This is a genomic window from Glycomyces albidus, assembly GCF_009451885.1.
GTDB classification, from domain to species: Bacteria; Actinomycetota; Actinomycetes; order Mycobacteriales; family Micromonosporaceae; genus Glycomyces; species Glycomyces albidus.
The window spans coordinates 244,236-266,375 of record NZ_WIAO01000002.1; the positions used below are offsets into that span (position 1 = coordinate 244,236).

General features: G+C 72.1%; 22 protein-coding genes and 1 pseudogene. 11 read left to right on the top strand and 12 right to left on the bottom strand.

The genetic code is table 11. The features are described 5' to 3' along the window. Positions 1 to 25: 25 nt before the first annotated feature. Positions 26 to 2,758, bottom strand: coding sequence for a pyruvate dehydrogenase (acetyl-transferring), homodimeric type (aceE, locus tag GFD30_RS02830; RefSeq protein ID WP_407648952.1), 2,733 nt, complete (start codon positions 2,756 to 2,758; stop codon positions 26 to 28). A gap of 374 nt (positions 2,759 to 3,132) precedes the next feature. On the opposite strand from aceE, the gene GFD30_RS02835 reads away from it, so the two are divergent. The 3 genes from GFD30_RS02835 to GFD30_RS02845 all read left to right on the top strand — a co-directional run bounded on the left by GFD30_RS02835 (position 3,133) and on the right by GFD30_RS02845 (position 5,350). Further along, entirely contained in the window at positions 3,133 to 3,549 is a 417-nt protein-coding gene (locus tag GFD30_RS02835; RefSeq protein ID WP_322632885.1) for a DUF3052 domain-containing protein, read from the top strand. A gap of 58 nt (positions 3,550 to 3,607) precedes the next feature. Continuing rightward, complete coding sequence (locus GFD30_RS02840; RefSeq protein WP_153023681.1) at positions 3,608 to 4,072, top strand: peroxiredoxin; 465 nt, start codon at positions 3,608 to 3,610, stop codon at positions 4,070 to 4,072. A gap of 138 nt (positions 4,073 to 4,210) precedes the next feature. Beyond that, complete coding sequence (locus GFD30_RS02845) at positions 4,211 to 5,350, top strand: hypothetical protein (protein WP_153023682.1); 1,140 nt, start codon at positions 4,211 to 4,213, stop codon at positions 5,348 to 5,350. On the opposite strand, the gene GFD30_RS02850 is transcribed toward GFD30_RS02845, so the two are convergent. Together GFD30_RS02850 and GFD30_RS02855 are read right to left on the bottom strand one after the other, a co-directional pair. Then, a complete protein-coding gene (locus GFD30_RS02850) occupies positions 5,337 to 6,350 on the bottom strand; it encodes a cation diffusion facilitator family transporter (protein ID WP_153023683.1) in 1,014 nt (337 codons plus the stop codon). The two genes, GFD30_RS02845 and GFD30_RS02850, sit on opposite strands and share 14 nt — an antisense overlap. A 115-nt stretch (positions 6,351 to 6,465) precedes the next feature. Then, positions 6,466 to 7,014: a TetR/AcrR family transcriptional regulator gene (locus GFD30_RS02855; RefSeq protein ID WP_153023684.1), complete on the bottom strand. Its 549-nt coding sequence runs from the start codon at positions 7,012 to 7,014 to the stop codon at positions 6,466 to 6,468. A 63-nt stretch (positions 7,015 to 7,077) separates the two neighbouring features. Here GFD30_RS02855 and GFD30_RS02860 point away from each other — a divergent pair, with 63 nt between their 5' ends. After that, positions 7,078 to 7,605, top strand: a complete 528-nt coding sequence (locus GFD30_RS02860) for a GNAT family N-acetyltransferase (protein WP_153023685.1) — start codon at positions 7,078 to 7,080, stop codon at positions 7,603 to 7,605. A 186-nt stretch (positions 7,606 to 7,791) separates the two neighbouring features. Here GFD30_RS02860 and GFD30_RS02865 read toward each other — a convergent pair whose 3' ends face one another. Next, the gene (locus GFD30_RS02865) at positions 7,792 to 8,412 is read right to left on the bottom strand and encodes a hypothetical protein (protein WP_153023686.1); all 621 of its coding nucleotides are present in this window, start codon (positions 8,410 to 8,412) and stop codon (positions 7,792 to 7,794) included. Between the two features lie 163 nt (positions 8,413 to 8,575). Between GFD30_RS02865 and GFD30_RS02870 the strand changes: the two genes are divergently transcribed. Further along, positions 8,576 to 9,847, top strand: coding sequence for a low temperature requirement protein A (locus GFD30_RS02870; protein WP_194201825.1), 1,272 nt, complete (start codon positions 8,576 to 8,578; stop codon positions 9,845 to 9,847). Then, positions 9,844 to 10,998: an alpha/beta hydrolase family protein gene (locus GFD30_RS02875; RefSeq protein ID WP_153023688.1), complete on the top strand. Its 1,155-nt coding sequence runs from the start codon at positions 9,844 to 9,846 to the stop codon at positions 10,996 to 10,998. Before GFD30_RS02870 ends, GFD30_RS02875 begins: the two co-directional genes overlap by 4 nt. On the opposite strand, the gene GFD30_RS02880 is transcribed toward GFD30_RS02875, so the two are convergent. Then, positions 10,995 to 12,119: a glutathione S-transferase family protein gene (locus tag GFD30_RS02880; RefSeq protein ID WP_153023689.1), complete on the bottom strand. Its 1,125-nt coding sequence runs from the start codon at positions 12,117 to 12,119 to the stop codon at positions 10,995 to 10,997. The genes GFD30_RS02875 and GFD30_RS02880 overlap by 4 nt on opposite strands. Before the next feature lie 52 nt (positions 12,120 to 12,171). Here GFD30_RS02880 and GFD30_RS02885 point away from each other — a divergent pair, with 52 nt between their 5' ends. Together GFD30_RS02885 and GFD30_RS28165 are read left to right on the top strand one after the other, a co-directional pair. Then, complete coding sequence (locus GFD30_RS02885; RefSeq protein ID WP_227995765.1) at positions 12,172 to 13,029, top strand: aminoglycoside phosphotransferase family protein; 858 nt, start codon at positions 12,172 to 12,174, stop codon at positions 13,027 to 13,029. An 809-nt stretch (positions 13,030 to 13,838) separates the two neighbouring features. Beyond that, positions 13,839 to 14,876: pseudogene (locus GFD30_RS28165) on the top strand (ROK family transcriptional regulator); the annotation flags it as partial. A 114-nt stretch (positions 14,877 to 14,990) separates the two neighbouring features. Here the strand turns inward: GFD30_RS28165 and GFD30_RS02895 are convergent. After that, positions 14,991 to 15,506 carry a hypothetical protein gene (locus tag GFD30_RS02895; RefSeq protein WP_153023691.1) on the bottom strand — a complete coding sequence of 172 codons (516 nt, stop codon included), beginning with the start codon at positions 15,504 to 15,506 and terminating at the stop codon, positions 14,991 to 14,993. 102 nt (positions 15,507 to 15,608) lie between these two features. Next, positions 15,609 to 16,241 carry an FMN-dependent NADH-azoreductase gene (locus GFD30_RS02900; protein WP_153023692.1) on the bottom strand — a complete coding sequence of 211 codons (633 nt, stop codon included), beginning with the start codon at positions 16,239 to 16,241 and terminating at the stop codon, positions 15,609 to 15,611. A 124-nt stretch (positions 16,242 to 16,365) separates the two neighbouring features. Between GFD30_RS02900 and GFD30_RS02905 the strand changes: the two genes are divergently transcribed. Beyond that, positions 16,366 to 16,986, top strand: coding sequence for a TetR/AcrR family transcriptional regulator (locus tag GFD30_RS02905; RefSeq protein ID WP_322632886.1), 621 nt, complete (start codon positions 16,366 to 16,368; stop codon positions 16,984 to 16,986). 392 nt (positions 16,987 to 17,378) lie between these two features. Next, positions 17,379 to 17,693, top strand: a complete 315-nt coding sequence (locus GFD30_RS02910) for a hypothetical protein (protein ID WP_153023693.1) — start codon at positions 17,379 to 17,381, stop codon at positions 17,691 to 17,693. A gap of 81 nt (positions 17,694 to 17,774) precedes the next feature. Here the strand turns inward: GFD30_RS02910 and GFD30_RS02915 are convergent, their stop codons facing one another. Further along, complete coding sequence (locus GFD30_RS02915; protein ID WP_322632887.1) at positions 17,775 to 18,569, bottom strand: alpha/beta hydrolase; 795 nt, start codon at positions 18,567 to 18,569, stop codon at positions 17,775 to 17,777. Between the two features lie 152 nt (positions 18,570 to 18,721). On the opposite strand from GFD30_RS02915, the gene GFD30_RS02920 reads away from it, so the two are divergent. Further along, entirely contained in the window at positions 18,722 to 19,102 is a 381-nt protein-coding gene (locus GFD30_RS02920) for a VOC family protein (protein ID WP_153023694.1), read from the top strand. On the opposite strand, the gene GFD30_RS02925 is transcribed toward GFD30_RS02920, so the two are convergent. From GFD30_RS02925 to GFD30_RS02940, 4 genes are all read right to left on the bottom strand, one after another. Beyond that, complete coding sequence (locus GFD30_RS02925; RefSeq protein ID WP_194201826.1) at positions 19,011 to 19,760, bottom strand: DivIVA domain-containing protein; 750 nt, start codon at positions 19,758 to 19,760, stop codon at positions 19,011 to 19,013. The two genes, GFD30_RS02920 and GFD30_RS02925, sit on opposite strands and share 92 nt — an antisense overlap. Positions 19,761 to 19,800: 40 nt before the next feature. Next, positions 19,801 to 20,907 (bottom strand): globin domain-containing protein, encoded by a 1,107-nt coding sequence (locus GFD30_RS02930; protein ID WP_153023696.1) that lies wholly within the window; start codon positions 20,905 to 20,907, stop codon positions 19,801 to 19,803. Positions 20,908 to 20,911: 4 nt separating this feature from the next. Then, a complete protein-coding gene (locus GFD30_RS02935; RefSeq protein WP_153023697.1) occupies positions 20,912 to 21,295 on the bottom strand; it encodes a group I truncated hemoglobin in 384 nt (127 codons plus the stop codon). A 228-nt stretch (positions 21,296 to 21,523) separates the two neighbouring features. Further along, positions 21,524 to 22,123, bottom strand: a complete 600-nt coding sequence (locus tag GFD30_RS02940; protein WP_153023698.1) for a TetR/AcrR family transcriptional regulator — start codon at positions 22,121 to 22,123, stop codon at positions 21,524 to 21,526. Between the last annotated feature and the right edge of the window lie 17 nt (positions 22,124 to 22,140).

A 22,140-nucleotide genomic window follows, 5' to 3' on the forward strand; every position in this document is an offset into this window, starting at 1 on the left:
CGCGGCCCCGTTTCGCTTGCGCGCGTTACGAGTCGCCGCCCGCTTCGCCGGCCTCGGCGGCCGTCGGGTCGGTGATCTGGTACTTCGCCGCGGCCTGTGCGGCCAGGCCCGCCTCGACCTCGCCGCGGGCGGCGAGCTGCTGGAGGGCGGCCACCGTCACGGACTCGGCGTCCACGTTGAAGTGGCGGCGCAGCGCCCCGCGCGTGTCGGAGTGGCCGAAGCCGTCGGTGCCCAGCGAGGTGTAGTCGCCCGGGACCCAGCGGCTGACGAGGTCCGGGACGGCCCGCTGGTAGTCGCTGACGGCGATGAACGGCCCGGTCGAACCCGAGAGCTTCTCGGTCACGTACGGGACGCGCGGCTCGGCCTCGGGGTGGCGCAGGTTGTGCCGCTCGGCCTCGATCGCGTCGCGGTTGAGCTCGGACCACGAGGTCACCGACCACACGTCGGCGGCCACGCCCCAGTCGTTCGCGAGCAGCTCGACGGCCTTCTGCGCCCACGACATCGCCGACCCGGAGGTCAGGATCTGTACTCGCGGACCGGTGCCCTCGGAGGCCGTCACCTTGTGGATGCCGCGCAGGATGCCCTCGACGTCCACGTCCTCCGGCTCGGCCGGCTGGATGATCGGCTCGTTGTAGACGGTCAGGTAGTAGAAGACGTGCTCGCCTTCGCCGTACATGCGCCGCAGGCCGTCCTGCACGATGTGCCCGATCTCGTACCCGTACGCCGGGTCGTACGAGATGACCGCGGGGTTGGTGTGCGCGATCAGGAGCGAGTGGCCGTCCTCGTGCTGGAGGCCCTCGCCGTTGAGCGTGGTGCGGCCGGCGGTGGCGCCGATGAGGAAGCCGTTCGCGAGCTGGTCCGAGGCGGCCCAGATGGCGTCGGCGGTCCGCTGGAACCCGAACATCGAGTAGAAGATGTAGAACGGGATCATCGGCTCGCCGAGGGTGTCGGCGGCGGTGCCGGCGGCGGTGAACGCCGCGACCGAGCCGGCCTCGTTGATGCCCACGTGCAGGAGCTGGCCCTGCTCGGACTCCTTGTACGACAGGAACAGGTCGCGGTCCACCGACAGGTACTGCTGCCCGTGCGGCGAGTAGATCTTCGCCGTCGGGAACATCGCGTCCATGCCGAAGGTGCGGGCCTCGTCCGGGATGATCGGGACCCAGCGCTTGCCGATCTCCTTGTCCCGCATCAGGTCCTTGAGCAGGCGCACCAGCGCCATGGTGGTGGCGGCCTTCTGCTTGCCCGAGCCGCGGCGGGTGGACTTGTACGCGTCCTCGCCCGGCAGGTTCAGCGGGATGACCGTGTTCCGGCGCGACGGGATCGACCCGCCGAGGGCCCGGCGGCGCTCCTGGAGGTACTCGTACTCGGCCGAGCCCTCCTCGGGGCGGATGTACGGCGGCAGGTACGGGCTCTTCTCGAGCTGCTCGTCGGGGACGGGCATCTCGAGCGCGTCGCGGAAGCCCTTGAGGTCCTCGAGCGAGAGCTTCTTCATCTGGTGGGTCGCGTTGCGGCCCTCGAAGGTCGAACCGAGCTTGTAGCCCTTGACGGTGTGGGCGAGGATCACCGTCGGCTGGCCCTCGTGCTCCATGGCGGCCTTGTACGCGGCGTAGATCTTGCGGTCGTCGTGGCCGCCGCGGCGCAGGTCCCAGATCTGGTCGTCGGACATGTTCTGGGCCAGGGCCTTGGTGCGAGTGTCGCGGCCGAAGAAGTGCTCGCGGATGAACGCGCCCGACTCGGCCTTGAACGTCTGGAAGTCGCCGTCGGGCGTGGTGTTCATGAGGTTCACCAGCGCGCCGTCGTGGTCGGCGGCCAGGAGCGGGTCCCACTCGCGGCCCCACATGACCTTGATGACGTTCCAGCCCGCGCCGCGGAAGTACGACTCGAGCTCCTGGACGATCTTGCCGTTGCCGCGGACCGGCCCGTCGAGGCGCTGCAGGTTGCAGTTGACGACGAACGTGAGGTTGTCGAGCTCGGCGCCGGCCGCGAACTGGAGCGCGCCGCGCGACTCGACCTCGTCCATCTCGCCGTCGCCGAGGAACGCCCACACCTGCTGCTGCGAGGTGTCGCGGATGCCGCGGTCGTGCATGTAGCGGTTGAACAGGGCCTGGTAGATCGCGTTGATCGGGCCCAGGCCCATCGACACGGTCGGGAACTGCCAGTAGTCCGGCATCAGGCGGGGGTGGGGGTAGGAGGGCAGGCCGCCCTGCGGGCGCGAGACCTCCTGGCGGAAGCCGTCGAGGTGGTCCTCGGTCAGGCGTCCCTCCACGAAGGAGCGGGCGTACATGCCGGGGGAGGCGTGGCCCTGGAAGAAGATCTGGTCGCCGCCGCCGGCGTGGTCGCGGCCGCGGAAGAAGTGGTTGTAGCCCACCTCGTACAGGTTCGCCGCGGAGGCGTAGGTGGAGATGTGGCCGCCGACGCCGATGCCGGGACGCTGCGCGCGGTGGACGGTCATCGCCGCGTTCCAGCGCACGTAGGCGCGGATGCGGTGCTCGACGGCCTCGTCGCCGGGGTAGTGGGGTTCGGCCTCGACGGGGATGGTGTTCACGTAGTCGGTGCTCGTGGACGCCGGTACGCCGATCTGGCGCTTGCGGGCGTGCTCGAGCAGCCGCTGCATGACGTAGCGGGCACGGGTGCGCCCGCCGGCGTCGAGGAGGCCGTCGAGGGATTCCAGCCATTCGCTGGTCTCCCCGGGGTCAGTGTCCGGCACTTGGGTCGGCAAACCGTCACTGATGGGCGGCCGGTTCTGTTCCGTGGTCACGGGCGATCCCTCGTTCTAAGACTGCGGCTGTGCAGGGTTTCTTTAGGCAGCAGAGTGTCATCGTTTTCTACCATCCTCCCTCGAATCTACCGCGCCCCTCGCCCGCCCACCCGGCATGATGCGACCGCGCCCACACTCCCTGCTACCTGCCACCGCGCTCACCTGCGCCGTCGCCCGCGGACGCGGCCGGCTTGAGATCACGACCACGTGAACGTTCCCTCACGTTCCCAGGTCGCGGGCGTGCGACCGCTTTCCGAGGCGGGTTCGCGAACGGGCGCGCGACTGCGCCATATGCCCCACCGAATATGCTCTACTTCATATGCTGTGGACTACAGGGCGGCGAGCTCTGGCATCCGACCTATGGAGGGGACAAGGTGAACGCTCCGAGCAGCCCGGCGGACGTGTCGAGCGTGGTGCAGCGACTCGGACTCGAAGGAGTCGAGGCGGTCATGGAGATCGGATTCGACACCGACGTGGACGCCGCACTGCGGACGGCCGTGATCGAGGCGGTCGGGGAGCTCCTCGACGAGGACTCCGACGAGATCGTCGGCGCGGTCCTCCTGTGGTGCCGGGTGGAGGACGGCGACCTCGTCGACCTCCTCCTCGACGCCCGCGATCCCCTCGCCGACGACGGCGTGGTGTGGCTCCTGACACCGAAGGCCGGCCGGCCCGGGCACATCGACCCGGCCGACATCGAGGAGTCGGCGGCCCTCGCGGGCCTGAAATCGACCAAGACGCTGAACGCCTCCCCGGACTGGGTCGCGTCGCGGATGGTCGTCGCCCGCCGCTAACGTACAGCGCGACAGACACCCGCGGCCCTCGCGCGAGGGCCCAGTGCAAGGAGCGCGCATGCCCATCGAGACCGGGGCCAAGGCCCCCGCCTTCACCCTGAAGGACCAGAACAACCAGGACGTCGCGCTCGCCGACTTCCTCGGCGAGAAGCACGTCCTCCTCGTGTTCTACCCGTTCGCGTTCACCGGGACCTGCGAGGGCGAGCTGTGCGGCATCCGCGACAACCTCGACGCCTTCCAGTCCGACGAGGTCCAGGTCCTCAGCGTCTCCGTCGACTCGCCGTTCGCCCACAAGGTGTGGGCCCAGCGCGAGGGCTTCGAGTTCCCGCTGCTGAGCGACTTCTGGCCGCACGGCGCGGTCGCCCAGGCCTACGGCGTCTTCAACGACGAGAAGGGCATGGCCAACCGCGGCACGTTCGTCATCGACAAGACCGGCGTCGTCCGCTTCGCCGAGATGAACCTGCCCGGCGAGGCCCGCGACCAGTCCCGCTGGCAGAAGGCCCTCGCCGAACTCCAGGGCTAGCCTTCGCAGCGCTCCGGGCGCGCCGATCTCCGGCGCGATTCCCCGGTCGCGCCGATCTCCGCGGGCGCACCGTGCAACCGCGCGGTGCGCCCGCGGCGTATAGGCGGGCATCAGCCCCTGAGAGAACGGGTTCCCATCGTGCCGCCGAAGACCCGAATCGCCGCCGCCCTCGCGATCCCGCTGGCCGCCGCCGGCTGCTCCTGGTTCGAGCCCGAAGCGGAGGACCTCGACTTCGCCGAGTACGAGCAGCAGCTCACCGAGACCTACAACGAGAGCGTGCGGCTGTCGGCCGAACTCGACGCCGCCGAACACCGGATCATCCAGTCGTGCCTGGAAGCCCAGGGCTTCACCGTCCACGACCCCTCCGAGTTCATCGTGTTCGAGGAGGAGCGGGACTCCTTCATGGACCAGCCGCCGTACCTGTGGTTCCTGCCCACCGCCGAGGAGGCCGAGCGGCGCGGGTTCTGGCAGTGGGCCGAACTCGGGACCGAGGACGTCGAGGACGGGGAGGCGCTGGCGGCCGAGAACGAGGCGTTCAAGACCGGGATGGGCTGGCTCGTGTTCGACGCCGAGGACCTGGAGCCGCAGGAGGGGCCGGAGTTCGACACCCTGTCCGAGGACGAGCGGTTCGCCTGGTACGTGGCCTACGGGGGCGAGGCGTGGGCGACGGCCATGCAGCCCGAGCTCGCCGGCGTCGAGGAACCCGAGACCGGCGAGGACGACGAGGGGGAAGCGGGCAACCCTCCGCTCGGCGGCTGCAAGCTCGAGATGATCGAAGCCGTCTACGGCGGCCTCGAGGAGGGCGAGGACGAGTACTCCGTCCGGCCGGACCAGCCCGACGGCAACTGGTCCGCCATGAACGAGCGGTACCGAGAGGGCACCGCCGAGGCCGAGAACGCGTTCCTCGACTGCCTCGACGGGCGCGGCCACGCCGGCTGGGAGTTCTACGAGGGCCAGATCCTCGTCCACTCCTACCTCGTGGAGGCCGGCGACGGCGAGTACCCGCTCACCTCCTACCCCGACGCCGGCGTGCGCTGGCCCGACCCGCCGACCGACGTCCCCGACGAGGGCGATGCCCAGGGCTGGCTCGACTTCGAGCGGGCCCTCGCCGTCGACTTCGCCGAGTGCGGCGACGAGTCCGGCTTCCGCAAGGCCGCCGAGCACGCCTGGCAGCAGGCGCAGCTCCGGTACTACCTCGACATCGAGGGCGCGACCTTCGCGTGGCAGGCCGAGATGAGAGACCTCATCGAGCGAGCCCAGGAGGTCATCGGGGGCTGAGTCCCGCGTCGCCGCCGTGCTCTGGTGAGGCATTGCCTCCGTCCACCGAGGGGGAGTCGCCGCCGTCCTGCAGAGGGGCGTCGCCCCAGGGGCTCAGGTACACGTACGTGATCTGCGGGTAGCGCTCGCGCAGTCGCGCTTCGGCGGCGCGGCTGGCCGCTTCGATCGCGGCGCCGTCGGCGCTGTCGCGGTAGTCGATCTTGGCCGCGACCAGCACCGAGGTCGGCCCGAGCTGGAGGGTCAGCAGCTCCTGGACGGCCGCGATCTCCTCTCCCGCTTCGAGCTGCGTCCGCACCGCCGCCTGGAAGCGCGGCGGCAGGCTCCGTCCGATCAGGAGCGACAGGTTGGCGTGGCCGAGCATCACCGCGACCACCAGCAGCAGCACCCCGATGAGGATCGAGGCGCCGCCGTCGAAGAACGGGTCGCCGGTGATCTCGGTGAGCGCCAGCCCGGCCGCGGCCAGCAGCAGGCCGATGAGCGCGGCGAGGTCTTCGAGGAACACGGCCTTCAGGCTGGTGTCGGGCGTGTGCTTCAGGAACCGGCTCGGGCGCACGTTCCACTGCCGCGACTCGCTGCGGAGCTGGACGATGGTCCGCCCGAACGAGACCGCCTCGAGGACGAACGAGATCCCCAGGACCACATAGGAGACGAGGAAGTCGGTCTCGCCCTCCGCGTCCATCGAGTGGAAGCCGTGCGTGATGGAGAACAGGCCGCCCGCGACGAACGTGAAGGCCGCCGCCAGCGCCGCCCACATGTACGCGGTCGAACCGTACCCGAACGGGTGCGCCTCGTCGGGCCGCTTCACGCTGTTGCGCAGGGCGATGTAGAGCATGATCTCGGTGACCGTGTCGGCCGCCGAGTGGGCGGCCTCGGAGACCATCGCCGCCGAGCCCGACAGGATCCCGGCGACGAGCTTCGCGACCGCGATGGCGAGGTTCATCAGGCCCGCCAGGAGCACGGTCAGGACGCTCTCCGACTTCACTTCGGTCGCATCGCTCATCCTCGGAAGCCTAGTGCGCGCCCGGGCCCGATGCGCCGGGCCGCGACGAGCGCTCGGCCCGGAGCTTGCTTGAGATGCCCGGGGCGGGGGAGGTGCACCGCGTCGGCGGCGGGCTTCAGCGGAGCTGGTCGAGGTGGAGGCGCAGGGCCGAGCCGGTGCGGGCCGTGTCGCCGGTGGCGAGGAGGTCGAGGATCGCGCCGCGCAGGACCGCGAGGACGAGGGTGCGCCGGGCCGGGTCGGCGCCGGGGTCGCACGCGGCGAGGACGCCGAGCCAGTCGTCCACTGTGGCTTTCGCGAAGCCGGCCCAGGGGCCGTCCGGTTCGACCAGGGAGCGGCCGTACGCCTCGACCCACAGCCGCAGCAGCGGGCGGTGCTCGGGAGCGGCGGCCCAGGCCCAGAGGCGTTCGGCGGCGGCCGCGAGGCCCACGGGCCCGTCGAGGCGGTCCAGGAGCACGAGCTCGTCGGCGCGGGCGCGGGCCAGCAGTTCGCGGATGAGGCCGTCCTTGCTGCCGAACAGGAACAGCAGCACGCGGGGGCTGGAGCCGATCGCGGCCGCGAGCGGGCGCAGCGACAGGTCGGTGAGGCCGCGGTCGAGCACGTACCGGTAGGCCGCTTCGAGGAGCTCGGTCCGGCGGGCGGAGGGGCTGGCGCTGTCCTGGGTCATGGCGCTAGCATAAAGGCACTGAAACAGTCGTTTCAGTTCCTTGTGAAGCCTGGAGGACTCCCGATGGCGCACATCGACATCCGCCGTGCCGACCGGCCCGGCGACCTCGGCTGGATCGTCATGGCCCAAGGTGCGGCCTACGCGGCCGAGTACGACTGGGACGCCGAGTACGAGGGCCTCGTCGCGCAGATCGTCGCCGACTACGCGGCCGCCCGCGCCGGCCGGGTCCCGGGGCGCGACCCCGACCGGGAGGCCGCGTGGATCGCCGAGGTCGACGGCGAGCGCGCCGGGAGCATCGCCCTCGTCGCCGACGGCCAGGGCGGGGACCGGACCGCGGCCCGGCTCCGGATCCTCTTCGTGTCCCGCGAAGCGCGCGGTCTCGGCCTCGGGTCGCGCCTGGTCGCGCAGTGCCTCGACTTCGCCCGCGCCGCCGGGTACGAGCGGGTCGTCCTGTGGACCTCGAGCCACCTCGGCGCCGCCCGCCGCATCTACGAGGCGAACGGCTTCACGCTCGTCGGAGCGGAGCCGCTCCACCGCTTCGGCCACGACCTCGTCGGCCAGGACTGGGTCCTCGAGCTCAAGCCTCGGTAGACGTTCCGCGCCTGCTGCGCGGCGCCTTCGTGGCTCGCGTCGACGCGCGCGCGGCCTCCGGGGTCCCGGATGCGGGCCCGAGGACCTGCCGCGGGCTCGGCGGCGCTTGCAGGACGCGAATCCGCGCCGCACGTCGTCGCACGGACTCGGAAGGCGCTTCCCGAGCGCATCGTTGCTCGACGCGCTTCAGTAGACCTTCCGTTCGCGGCGGCGCGGCGGGCGCCGGTGGTCGGCGATCCGCAGGTGCGGCCGGAACCGCGCCACCGCCGCCTCGATGTCCTTCATGCCCGAGGCGCTGATGGGCACGCTGCAGCGAGCCAGCGCCGTCGAGATGTGCGGCGGCACGCCCATGCGCACCCGCTCCTCGGCATACGCGCCCTCGAGCGCGTCGACCCGGCCCTCGCCGACCCGGGGTGGCCGCGGCGACGACCGCACCGGCTCGATGCCGGCCATGGTGACCAGGTGCGCGCCTTCGCGCTTGCGCCAGAAGACGATCGACCGGATCTCGGACCACTCGTACTCGACGGCGGGCCGCAGCTCCCGTGTATGGACGCCGGGCGCGGTCTCGCGGTACAGCCGCGCACCGTACCGGTCGAACTCGGCGGCCACGGGCCGCTTCGCCAGCCGCCGCCAGCGGCCTCCGGCCCACCCGACCGCTCCGGCCGCGGCCAGGATCGCCATCGGCCACCCGACGCTCGTGCCCGCGGCTCCCGCGGCGATCGCCCCGGCCGCGACCGCCGCACCCGCCCCGGACCGCACGCCGTCGCGCCAGTTGGGACGGTCGGTGACCTGCTCGATGTCGGGCATGCGGTCTCCTTCGGGCCGAAGGGCGGGGCCGGTTCCATGCTCCCACGGAACCGGCCCGCGGGGCCGGCGCCGAGGGCGCCGGGCCACCCGCCCGCCCCGGCCCGCCGCCGGCGAACGATACTGTCCGCTGACCAGGCAGGCGATTCGAGAGGACGGTGCCCCCATGGTGGAGGCGAAGCGCTGGCGGGTGCCGATGGCGACCCGCGACCACACGGAGGGCCACCGGCAGGCGACCTGGCTCGAACTGTTCTTCGACCTCGCGTTCGTCGTCGCCGTCGCGCAGGCGGCGGGCCAGTTCGAGCACGCCGCGGCCGAAGGCCACCTCGGCGAAGGGCTCGTCGGCTACCTGTTCGCGTTCGCCGCGATCTGGTGGATCTGGGTCTCGTTCACGTGGTTCGCGAACTTCTTCGACACCGACGACGTGCCCTACCGGCTCCTCATGATGGTCATGATCGCCGGATCGCTCGGCCTCGCCGCCGGCGTCCCGGCGGCGGCGCACCTCGACTTCCGCATCTTCGTCGTGTCCTATGTGGTCATGCGTCTGGCGTACGTCGCCCAATGGGCCCGCGTGTACCGCACCGGCGAGCCGGTGATGCGCCGGCTCGCCGGGCGCATCATCGTCCTCACCGTGCTGGTCCAGGCCGGCTGGGTCGCGTTCCTCCTCGTGCCCGCGGAATGGCGGGTCGAAGCCTGGATCGCCTGGTTCGCCCTCGACCTCGCCGTCCCGGCCCTCTCCCGCTGGAACCCGCGCCTGGGCGGCCACTGGGGCCACATCAAGGAGCGCTACGGCCTGTTCACGATCATCGTGCTCGGCGAGACCGTCGCCGCCGCCACGATCGCCGTCTCGCACGCCGTCGACTCCGGGCTCGACTTCGACACCGCGCCGCTGCTCACCCTCGCCGCCGCCGGGCTCGTCACCGTCTTCTGCCTGTGGTGGATCTACTTCGACTTCAGCGGCGGCCACGCCTTCGAGCGCGGCCCGGTCACCGTCTACGTGTGGGCGTACGCGCACTACTTCGTGTTCGCGGCCATCGCCGCGCTCGGCGCCGGCATCGCGCTGGCGGTCGCCCGGATCACCGATCCCGACCACGTCCACCTGAGCGACCGGGCGGTCGCCCTCGTCCCCGGCGTCGCCGTCGCGGTCCTGCTCGTCGTCGTCGTGGTCATCGAGTCGGTGAGCGAGCGCGGCATCGGCACCCGCCACCTGGTCTCCAAGCTCCTCGCCGCCGCCGTCTGCGTCGGCGCCGCGCTCCTCGCGCCGGTCCTCACCATCCCGGGCGCCGCCGTCGTCGGCTCGCTCGCGCTCGCCGGCCTCGTCGTGTACGGCGTGATCGAGCAGCACCGCCGCTACCGCCGCTCGCCCGGGACGGAGGCGGGCGCCGACGCATTACGATCGACCGACCACCGCCCTACGACCCCCGGGGAAACGACGTGACCGCCACCGCCGAAACCGAAGCACCAGTCCGCAAGCGCCGCAAGGGGCTGCGCGGCGCGATCATCGCCGCCGCGGTGGTCCTCGTGCTCGCCGCCGCCGGGCTCGCCGGCGCCGGCTGGTACTTCTCGAACGAGGTCCTCAAGCCCGACCACACCGGCACCGAGCCCTACCTGACCGTCGAGGCCGTCGACGCCGGCACCGTGACGCTGCCGCGCGACGAGCACACCGAGAAGCCCGGCACGTGGGGCCTGGCCTGGGACGACGGGCAGGCGCTCATCGGCGGCATCGTCGACGAGGACGACGACTCGGTGACCCGCGTGCTCGACCGCGTCCTCTTCGGCGACCTCACCGAGGGCACGAAGGTCCGCGTCGACACCTACGCCTACGGCGGCGACCCGCAGACCGCGCTCGGCCTCGCCTTCGAAGAGGTCCAGGTGCCCACCGAACTCGGCGACGCCCCCGCCTGGCTCATCCCCGGCGAGCGCGACACCTGGGTCATCACCGTCCACGGCCGCAACGCCTCCCGCGCCGAGACGCTCCGCGCCGACGAGGTCTACAGCGGACTCGGCTACCCGGTCCTCGCGGTCACCTACCGCAACGACGAGGGCGCGCCGGCCGCCGAGGACGGGCTGATGAGCCTCGGCGAGTACGAGAGCGACGACGTCCTCGCCGCCGTCGACTACGCGGTCGACAACGGCGCGCAGGACGTGATCCTCCACGGCATCTCCATGGGCGGGTCCACCGTGGCCATGGCCGCGCGGAAGATCGAGGACCGGTCGCTCATCCGCGGCGTCGTCCTCGACTCCCCGTGCATCGACTGGAACTCGACCCTCGACATGCAGGCCGCCGACCGGGACGTCATCCCGCCGATCACCTGGGCCGCCAAGCGCGTCGTCGAGTTCCGCGCCGACATCGACCTCGACCGGCTCGACCAGCGCAACCACGCCGACGAGTTCTGGATGCCGATGCTCCTGTTCGTCGACACCGCCGACGCCACGGTCGACCACACCGCGACCCTCGAGTTCGCCGAGCTCCTCGACCCCGAGCGGACCACACTCGTCGAGTCCGCCGCCGGCCACACCGCGACCTGGAACGAGGACCCGGCGACGTACGCGGCCGAACTCGAGACCTACCTCGCGTCGCTGTCCTAGCGGGCGTCGTAGAGCGGGTTCGCCCCGGGCGGCCGCTCCTCGGCCGCCACGGGGCCCGGCGGGGTCCCGTCGCCGAACGGCGAGCCGCCGAGCCGCTCGCGGCCGTGCTCGGACAGCCAGTTCGCGAGGTCGGGCCCGGCCGGGACGACCTGCGTCGGGTTGACGTCCTCGTGGACCACGTAGTAGTGCCGCTTGATCTGGTCGAAGTCGACGGTGTCGCCGAACCCGGGGGTCTGGAACAGGTCCCGCGCGTACGCCCACAGGTTCGGCATCTCGGTGAGCTTGTTCCGGTTGCACTTGAAGTGGCCGTGGTAGACCGCGTCGAACCGGACCAGGGTCGTGAAGAGCCGCACGTCGGCCTCCGTGAGGTGCGGGCCCATGAGGTACCGGCTGCCGGCGAGGCGGTCCTCCAGCCAGTCGAGGGCCGCGAACAGCCGCTCGTACGCGCGCTCGTAGGCGCGCTGCGACCCGGCGAACCCGGCCCGGTAGACGCCGTTGTTGACCTCCTTGAAGATCCGCTCGATCACCGGCAGCATCTCCTCGACCAGCGCCTCGGGCACCAGGTCCGGGGCGCCGTCGCGGTGGAACGGCCGCCACTGCGTCGACAGGTCGAACGTGATCTGCGGGTAGTTGTTGGTGACCACCTGCCCCGAAGGGACGTCGACGATCGCGGGCACCGTGATGCCCCGCGGATAGTCCGGGAAGCGCTTGAAGTAGTGCTCCTGGAGCCGCTCGGTCCCCAGCACCGGGTCGCGCCCGTCCGGCCCGAGGTCGAACGTCCACGACCGCACGTCGTGCACCGGTCCCGGCGTCGCCAGCGAGATCGCGTCCTCCAGGCCCAGGAGCCGGCGCACGATGATCGACCGGTGCGCCCACGGGCACGCCCGCGCCGCCACCAGCCGGTACCGGCCCGGCTCGACCGGCCACGCCTGCGCGCCCTCGGTCAGTCCCGCGATCCGCGGGTCGCCGATCGGCGAGTGCGCCTCCGGTCTCGCGGCCCGCGCCGCCGCCGGGTCGGCCACGATCCGGTCCTCGATGTAGTTCGTGTCCCGAGTGAACTCGCCGCCGGTCACGTAGGCGCCCTTGGTCGAGTGCTCGGCCTCCTTGCTCTGCTCTCCCATGGCTCCAGCCTACGCAAGTAGGCTCGGCGGGTCATCGAAGAGAGGAACCGCCTTGGACGACTTGACGATCGACGATGCGCTCGTGCGCTCGCTCCTGCACGACCAGCACCCCGACCTCGCCGGCCTCGAGCTGCGGCCCGTCGACGGCGGCTGGGACAACCGCATGTGGCGCCTCGGCGACGGCCTCGCCCTGCGCCTGCCCCGCACCGATCGCGCCCCGGTCCTGCTCGAACGCGAGCACCGGTGGCTCCCCGGCCTCGCCGCGGACCTGCCGCTCCCGGTCCCCGTCCCCGTCCGCCTCGGCGCACCCACCGAGCGCTTCCCGAAACCGTGGCTCGTCACCACCTGGGTCCCCGGCACGCCCGCCGACCTCGCGCCCGTCACCCGGGCCGAGTCCGCCGGGGCGCTCGCGGGATTCCTCGCCGCCCTGCACCGGCCCGCGCCCGCCGGCGCCCCCGAGAACCCCGACCGCGGCGTCCCCCTCAGCGCCTTCGCCGACACCATGGACGGCCTCGACGCGCCCCTGCGGGAGGTCTGGGACGACGCGCTCGCCGCACCCGCATGGGACGGGCCGGCGCTCTGGCTCCACGGCGACCTGCACCCCGCGAACGTCCTCACCGCGGACGGCGCGCTCACCGGCGTCGTCGACTTCGGCGACCTCTGCTGCGGCGACCCCGCCACCGACCTGTCCGCGGCCTGGCTGCTCCTCCCGGACCCGGAGGCGCTCTTCGAGCACTACGGGACCGACGACGCGACGGTCCGCCGCGCCCGCGGCTGGGCCCTCCGGCGCGCCCTCGGCCTGCGCCAGATCGGCCTCGCCGGCGAAGCGGGGAAGCACTGGGGCAAACCGACCTGGAGACCTGCGGGCGACGCGGCGCTGGAGCGGGTCCTGGCGTCCGCCGCCCGGTAGCGACGGCATGAGGGGGACGGGTCGTCGCCCTCGGCTCCCCGCGTCTCCCGGCCGACGAGTTCCCTTCCGGCGCACCGCTCCTCCCGGTCGCCGGCGATCACTGAGCCGCGATCACGCGGTCCTGCGGCATTGCCGGGACGCTTCGGCGGACGACCTCGATCTGCCGCCGCCGGCCTATCGGGGCGCCGGCCGCGCCCGAGTCGCCGAAAGACCGCTCAGCCGTCGGCGGCGCGGGCGGCGAGGATCGCGAGCGCGCCCGCCGCGTCCTGGATCTGCTCGTCGTCGACGTCGCAGCCGTGCTTCTCGAGCACGTCGAGCAGGTCCGCCACCATCGGCCCGGCGGCCTCGATCGCCCAGGACCGGTCGACCGGGTGCGCGTGGTCCGCGCCGCCGAGCCGCATCCCCTCGTGGTTCCACACCGCCGCGGCGGCCGCCGCGATCCGGCGCGCCCGCAACTCCGTGTCGCCGAAGCGCCCTTCGGATTCCGGTTCGTCGCGGACCAGCCGCGGCGCCGCGTACGTGGGCCGCGCAGGGGTCCGGTAGCGGTCGTCGCCGAACGACTCCCGGAAATCGCCGATGCCGTGCATGCCGCGCTCGCCTCCCCCCGCCTCTGACGGGTGATCCGTTCCTCTATTTGTACCGGTCGCTCTCCGGACGTCCCCCAGGGGAGTCCCCCGACCGGGTAGAACCGGGTTCGTGTTCCGCCCGAACATTGCTAGTCTTCCTCGTCGACCGAGGATTCTGGAGGGCCCATGGCCGCCGCACCGCGAACGTCCCGCGACATCCGCAGCGAGTCGCGGCTCATCGTCATGCGCGCCCTGCTCGCGGCGGGGGAGTCGACCCGGAGCGAGCTCGCCGAGGTCACCGGCCTGAGCCCCGCGACGGTCTCGACCGTGGTCGGCGACCTCCTCCAGTACGGCATCGCCGCCGAGACGCGACTGCTCAACGGCGCCGTCGGGCGGCCGACGACCGGCCTGCGCCTCAACGCGGACCGCGGCCGCGTCGTCGGCGTCTACGTCGAGGACCGGTACCTCCAGGCGACCGTGTTCGACACGGGGCTCGGGCGCCTCGCCACGGTCGAAGCGCGCGCCGACGAACCCGTCGAAGCGGCGGACGACGTGATCGACTGGATCGTCCGCGCCCTCGACTCCGCCCTCGAACGCGCCCAGGCGAACCGCGGCGACGTCCTCGGCGTCGGCATCCTCCTGCCCGGCGGCATGCAGCGCCCCGTGAAGGCCGCCCTCGTGCCTGACGCGATCTGGCTCCACCTCGACCGCCTCCGCGACCGCCTCGGCCTCCCGGTCGTCGTCGACAACCCCCTCAAGGCCGTCGGAACGGCGGAGCTGTGGCTCGGCGCCGGGCGCCGCGCCGCGAACGTCGTCGCCGTCAACCTCGGCTTCGGCGTGGGCGCCGGCATCGTCCAGGACGGCGCGCTCCTGCGCGGCGCCACGAACGCCGCCGGCGAATGGGGCCACAGCCTCCTCGTCTTCGACGGGTGGGAATGCGAATGCGGCCGCAGAGGATGCGTCGAGGCGTACATCGGCGTCCCGGGCATGCGGCGGACCCTCGCCGAGCTCGCCCCCGGCCATCCGCTCACCGAAGGGCCCGACCGGTTCACCTTCCTCGAGGCGCTGGCCGACGCCGCGCAGGCCGGCGACCCGGCCGCCGCCGCGACCATCGAGCGCACCGCCCACTACCTCGGCGCCGCGCTCACCGACCTCGTCGCCGTCCTCAACCCCGAGGTCCTCGCGCTGGCCGGATGGACCTCGTTCCCCGCGGCCGGCGAGCTGGCCCTGCCGATCGTCCGGCAGCGCATCCGCGACGACGCCCCAGGCGACGCCGCGGCCCACCTCGCGATCGAGCGCTCCACCAGCTCCGGCATGGAAGGGATCGCCGCGATCGCCTTGGAGCGCTTCATGAGAGACCTCGGCCTGGTCACCACCAGGGTCCTGCCCGCCTTGTTAGCGGGCGGCGGACCGGCGGCCGCCGAGCGCCGAGAAGCCGAGCAGCACGGCCCCGGCGAGGACTGCGGTCGCCGCGGCGGCGACCGCCGAGGTCGCGAGCGTCAGCGCCCCGCCGGCGACGGCCAGGCCGACGAGGATCCATCCGAGCGGCGTGAACACCGGCGCCGCGAAGGCCCGGGCGAACGGCAGGAAGTGCGCGCCGACGACCAGCACGACCCAGCAGACCGTCAGGTCCGGCTGCTCGAGCACGTTGTTGATCACCGAGGCACCCAACGGGATCGCGACGACTTCGGCCGCGACGCAGATCCAGTACGTCCGCAGCGCGCTCCGCGACGGCGGTTCGCCGGCCGCCGGCGGGCGGCGGAGCACGAGCCAGAGGACGAGCGCGAACGCCGCGGCCCCGGCGATGCGTGCGTGCACCGGCAGCGGGCCGGGGAGCCCGCCGGCGTTCACCAGGATGAAGACCAGTCCGCCGACGGCGCCGATCATCGCACCGATTCGCTCTCCTTGCACCGGGGCATTAAAGCACGCCTGTTCGAATCGTCGCTCTGTCGCGCCCCGGGCGCGCCGAAAGGCCCGGCGGCGGTCGCCGAGCCTTCGGGTCCGTTGCGGGCGTTAGTTTCCCGCGATGGCGCGGCCGGCCTCGCGCGCGGCCTCCAGCGCCTGCCGGTGCTGCTCGGCGGCGAGGTCGAGCAGGCCTTCCATGCCGGGCGTCGTGGCGGCGAGGGTGAGCTCGCGCTTGACGACCGTCAGGTCCGCGCCCCACAGGTCGCCGACGACGCGCTCGAGGTACGGCGTGGAGTGGTCCCAGCCCTCCCGGGGCGCGCCGGGGCCGTAGCCCCCGCCGATCGAGGTGACGAGCACTGCCGGCTTGCCCTTGAGGACCGGCGTCGTCGCCCCGGCGCCGGAGATGACCAGGTCGGCCCAGGTCTTGAAGTGCTGCGAGACACCGTAGTTGTAGAGCGGGACGGCCAGGATCGCCGCGTCGGCGGCCTGGACCTCCTCGGCGAGCCGGGCGGCCAGGTCGAGGGCCCGCCGGTGCGGCTCCTCGCGCTGGTCCTCGGGGGTGAACCCGGCGGCGACGGCGTTCGGCCACGCGTCGGCGGGCAGCGGGTCGGTGCCGAGGTGGCGGCGGACGACGGTGCCTCCCGGGTGGGCGGCGGACCATTCGGCCTCGGCCAGGTCGGCGATCTCGGCGCTGGTGGAGGTGCCGGGGAGGATGCTGGCGTCCAGGCGGAACAGGTTCATGAAAACGGCTCCTTGAAGCGGGTGGACCGCGCGGGGCGGTCGGGCGGGAAGGGCGCGGCGTCGGGCCCGTCGCCAATTAAACGGACTTTACCCCGCTTATATTTCCGCCAGGTAGATTGATGCCGTGGACCGACCCGTCGTACCTCTGGGCAGACCGCGCGCCGAACGCGCCGACGCCAAGCGGAACCGCTTGCGCCTCTTGGCGGTCGCGCGCGAGATGATCGCCGAGGGCGGCGTCGGGTCTGTGACGATGGACGCACTCGCCGAGCGGGCCGGGCTCGGCAAGGGCACCGTCTTCCGCCGCTTCGGCACCCGCGCCGGCATCTTCAAGGCCCTCCTCGAGGAGGAGGCCCACCGGTTCCAGGAGCAGGTCCTGAACGGCCCGCCGCCCCTCGGCCCCGGCGCCCGCGCCGAAGCGCGCCTCGTCGCCTACGGCCGGGCGCGCATCGACTTCCTCATCGACAACCTCGACGTCGCCCGCGCCGCGACGGACCGCGGCTTCGTCGCGGGCCCGCCCGCCGCCGTCGACATGACCCTGACGCACTTCCGGGTGCTCCTGCGCGAGGCCGGCCTCGGCCTGCGCGACCCCGAGATCCTCGCCGTCCAGCTCGCGGCCGCCCTCGAGGGACCCCTTCTCGGCTACCAGGCGCAAGGAGCCGGACTGCCTGCGCCGGAAGCGGGTCCGCGCCTCGCCGACGGCTGGCGGGACCTCGTCGAACGACTCTTCCGCGGCGAGCCGAATTAGCTCTCGATCCGGTCTCGCTTTTCCCCGCCCGCGGCGCTAGGCTGAGCGAGTTGCGTGTGCAATCCGACAACCCACATGAGCGGACTGCCCGTCACGGTCGAGGCCTGGAGCCACCCGTGAGGCAGGAGCACCGAACTTCCCGAAAAGCGCGGTACGCCTTTCGTCCATGATCCGACATCACCCGTAGTGAGTAATGTGACACTCACTTTGCGGATTCCTCCATAGGATTCGATCATGGTCCCCGCCATGATTCCCCCGCCGCACCCGGTCCCCGGACCGGCCGACACCAACACCTCCGCCGGTTCACCCGGCCGGACTCTCGCCGGAACACCGGCGCCCCCCACCGCCGCGGCACCGACCGGTGGCACCACCTGGACCCAGGAGGTCTAGACGTGGAACTCAGTTTCGACGGCGACTTCGTCCGACAGGCCGTCGCCATCCTCCTCAGCGCGAACCAGCTCATCGCCTACTGGCTCGCGGGAAACAAGAACAACCTCGGCTGGCTCCTCGGCGTGCTCGGCGGCGTGCCCTGGGCCGTGTTCATCATCGTCTGGGACGTGTGGGGCCTGGCCCCGCTCGTCATCGGGCTCCAATTCATCTACATCCGCAATCTGATGCGCTGGTGGCGTGAAAGCCGCAGCGCCGAACCGGTACTCGACCCGCCCGTGGTGGCGCCGGCCAAGGTCGGAGCGCCGTCCGCCACGTGACACGAGTCCGCCGGAGACGGCTGCGGAGGGACGGTCCCCGGACCGTGCAGCCGCCCCCGGCGCACTCGTGCCGCCGCCCGATCACCAGGGCCGCAACCGGTCCAGGAACGACCGCAGCGCCGCCGCCACCGCCTCGGGCGCCTCTTCCGCCATGTGGTGGCCCGAATCCACCACCGCCGTCCGCACCGGCAGCTCGCACCACGGCTCCCACACCGCCGCCGGATCCCCGTACAGCTCCTCCATGTCGTCGAACCGCGACCACATCACCAGCGCCGGCGCCCGCACCCGCCGGCCGGCGGCCCGGTCGGCCGCATCGTGCTCCCGGTCCCTCGTGAGCCCGGCCCGGTAGTCCTCGAGCATCGCCCGCACCGTCCGCGGATCCGAGACCGCGGCGACCGCGTCCTCGTAGTTCCCGCCGCCCATCGCGGCCTCGTCGAACCGGTACCACGCGAACGGATCCGCGTTGATCACGCGCTCGGCATGCGGCGAGGCCCCGAAGAAGAACCAGTGCCACCACTTCGCCGCGAACCGCGCGTCGGCGCGCTCCAGCGCCTCGACGATCGGCACGCCGTCGCACACCGCCAGGGCCGCAACCCGGTCGGGAAAGTCCATCGCGGTCCTGAACGCGGCGTAGGCGCCCCGGTCGTGCCCGGCGACCGCGAACCGGTCGTGCCCGAGCGCCGACATGAGCGACGCGGTGTCCGCCGCCATCGCCCGGTCGCAGTACACCAGGTGGTCGGGATCGGGTTCGGGCTTCGCCGACCGCCCGTAGCCCCGCAGGTCGGGGCAGACCACCGAGAACCCGGCCGCGGCAAGGGCCGGCGCGACCCGGTACCAGGTGGCGTGCGTGCGGGGATGCCCGTGCAGCAGCACCACCGCCGGGCCGTCCCGCCGGAGCGGCCGTGCAGCACGATCCCCGGGGAGACCTCGAGGTCCCACTCGTCGAATCCGGCGAACCAGTCGTCCATCCCGCCCGATTACCCGCCGATCGTTTCGACACACACCCGGCGCTGTGGCATCATCGCCTGATGCTCAAGCTCACCGATTTCATCATCGACTGCCCGGATCCGATGAAACTGGCGGCCTTCTACGCCGAGGTGACCGGCCGGGCACCCAAGCCCGACAGCCACGACGACTGGGCCGGCATCGTCTTCGGCGAGGTCGAGCTCGCCTTCCAGCGGATCGGCGACTACCGCCCGCCGACGTGGCCCTCCAGCGAACACCCCAAGCAGTACCACCTCGACTTCGAAGTGGACGAATTCGAACCCGAGCAGCGCCGCGTGACCGCCTTGGGCGCCACGCTGAAGCAGGAGTTCATCAACGACGAGGGCTACGGCTGGCAGGTCTACACCGACCCGATCGGCCACCCGTTCTGCCTGTGCCGCAACAAGGGCACCGTCTGGCCGTAGACGCGGGAAGCACCAGGGCGGCGGCCGCGCCGCTCGGGGCGGCCGCCGCCCCCGCCGGGGGGCCGGCCGCCCCCGCGCCCGCGTAGCGCGGGGGCGTCGCGACCTCGTGCTCGAGCTCCTGCCGGGTCAGGCGGAGCTGCTCCTCGGCGACCTCGACGGCCTCGAGGAAGCTGCGGGCCCGCACGAGCTGCCTGATCCGGTCCTCCGCAGCGCTGTCGCGGCGGCCCTCGTTCTCCCGGCGGTACTCGGCGACGGCCCGGTCGGCCTCCTCCTTGGCGCGCGCCTGCGTCTGTCGCATGAGCTCGGACGCCTGCGACCTCGCCTGGGCGATGATCTGCCGCGAGTAGTGCTGCGCCTGGTTGACGTAGCTTTCGGCCTGCTGCTGCGCCTGCGAGACCAGGTTGACCGCCGTCGAGGTCGGCGTCGCCGGGACCGGGGACTGGAGCCGCTGCGAGTTCTGCTGCGACTGCCAGGACCGCAGCGCCTCCTTCAGCTTCTCCGCGTCGGTCCGCAGGGCGGCCTCGCGCTGGTCGCGGCTGGCCAGTTCGTCGGCGACGAGCTCGAGGAAGCGGTGGACCTCGTCAGGCTGGTAGCCGCGCCGGGTCAGGCTCGTCATCGAGAACCTGGCGTTGTTGACCTGTCCGACGGTGACTTTCACATCGCGCGAACGATAGTTGTACATGATGGAACGTCCTCTCTCACGCGCCCGAGGGCTCGAAGTGGATGGCCTCCGACCGGATGCCGGTGTCGGCGAGGTACTTCCTGCTCGACTCCACCATCCCGGGCGGCCCGCACATGTAGATGTCGGCGCCCGCGCAGCGCCCGTGCGCCACGGCCAGGTCCGCCGGGGAGCCCACGCGGATCCCGGAGCCGAACAGGTCCTCGTCGACGCACGGCACCAGTTCGAGCCACTCGTACCGGGCCGACAGGGCGCGCATCTGGTCGAGGCAGTACAGGCCCGAGGGGTTTCGCGCGCCCCAGTACAGGCTGACCGGCCGCGGAGTGGCGGCGATCTGCTCGATGAGCGCCTTCATCGGGGCGACGCCGGTGCCGCCCGCGATCATCGCGACCGGGCCCGAGCCGGGGCGCAGCGTGAGCCCCGAGCCGAAGGCCGGTCCGACCCGGAGCGTGTCGCCGGGCCGCAGCAGGGACACCAGCGCGGTCGAGACCTCGCCGCCGTCGACGGCGCGGACGTGCAGTTCGATGGTGCCGTCGGGCCGGGGCGCGTTCGCCGGGGAGTAATGGCGCCAGGCCCGCGGCCGCAGGCTCGTGCACAGCGAGACCGACTGGCCGGGAAGGAAGTCGAGCCGGGTCTTGGGGTCGATGGTGATGACGGCGGTCTCGAGGTCGCGGCGCTCGTGGGCGACGACCTCGGCGTCCCACCAGGCCGGCGTGTAGTGGGCGGCCGCGTCGGCGGCGTCGGCCATCGTGGCGGCGACGAGTTCGTATGCCGCGGCCCAGTCCGCGGCGATCGCGGGCGTCCAATGAGGACCACTGAAGTGCTCGAGTGTGGACAGCAGCGCTTCACCGACGGCGGGGTAGTGGCCGCGCAGGGCGCCGAACTTGCGGTGGTCGCGGCCGAGCGCCTGGAGGGTGGGGACGACCGCCTCGATGGTGTCGACGTTGCTGACCACCGCTCCGAGCGCGTTCACGAGCTTGTCTCGCTGCGCGGCCATGTTCATGGGGAACAGGTCGCGCGTCTCGGGGTGGGTGAGGAACAGGGTCGAGTAGAAGTACAGCGGGACCTTGTCGCCGTGGGCGGCGACGAGGCTCCAGTTCTTCTTCAACCGGTCGGCGTCGATCATGCGCCTAGTCGACCGCCCCGATGACGTCGGGGGCGACCGATTCGAGGACCTTGCCGACGTGGTCGATGATGTCCTGCGGGACCTCGAGCTCTTCGAGGACGGCCGTGAGGTGCCCGCCGACGGCCTTGTACTGCCCGACGGAGATGTCCATGTTCCGGTGCGCCTCGGCGAGCTCGCGGCCGGCGTAAGACTTGGGCCCGTCGAGGACCTGCGAGATGAGGGCGACCTGGTGGCGCTTGAGCACGGTCAGGTCGGCGTCCTCGAAGAACGGGGCGAGCTCGTCGTCGGCCAGCAGGCGCCGGTAGAAGCGCTCCACCGCCTCGGTGACCGCGGGCGCCCCGCCGATGCGGTCATAGGCGGACATCGGCTGCTCTTCGGCTGTTTTCATGGTCAGTCGTCCTTAAACGTGATATCGGATACGCGCCAGAGCCTACCGACGATCGCTCCCAAGATCCATAGTGAAGCTCAGGTTTCAACGACTTCCCTTGTTGCGATAGTAAATCGTAAGTGGACGGTCACCGTTCGCGTTCGCGGCGCCCTCAGTCGAACTCGCGGAGTGAGTCCTGCGCAATTCGCCGATCCGGGTAAGTGAGCCCGAGACTCTCGGTGGTGCTCGTCAGGCGGCACTCCTGGTGGGGTGCAGGGCGTCCAGTACCAGGTCGAGCAGGCGCGCGGTCTGGTCGGCGTCGGTGCGGACGGGCATCAGGGCCCCGGCGACGAGGATGACGACGTCCTGGGGGTCCACATCGGCTCGGAGTGACCCTTCCTGCGCTCCGGCGTGCAGCATCGGGGTGATGGCGTCGGCGATGCGCTTGAGGGTGCGGGTGTGGTCCAGTGCCCCGGGGCCGGCGACGGCGCCGAACCCGAGGACTTCGACCATGCCCCGCTTCGCGGCCGCGAAGCCGGCGAACTCGACCAGCCACGACCGCAGCGCCTCCCGGGGAGGCATCCGGTCGGCCAGCTCTGCGGCGCGGGTGACCAGGCGGTCGACCTCGGCCTCGTAGACGGCCTCGACGAGCTGCTCGCGGTTGGCGAAGTTGCGGTAGAGCGTGCCGATCCCCACGCCGGCTTCACGGGCCACCGACTCGAGCGAGAGCGAGCCCTCGCCGCTCGACAGGGCCCGGCGGGCGGCCTCCACGAGGCGGTCGCGGTTGCGCCGCGCATCCGAGCGCCGGGGGCGACCTTCGGCGGGCGACGGCTCAGGGGACTGCGACATAGCGGAGGGTCCTCCGT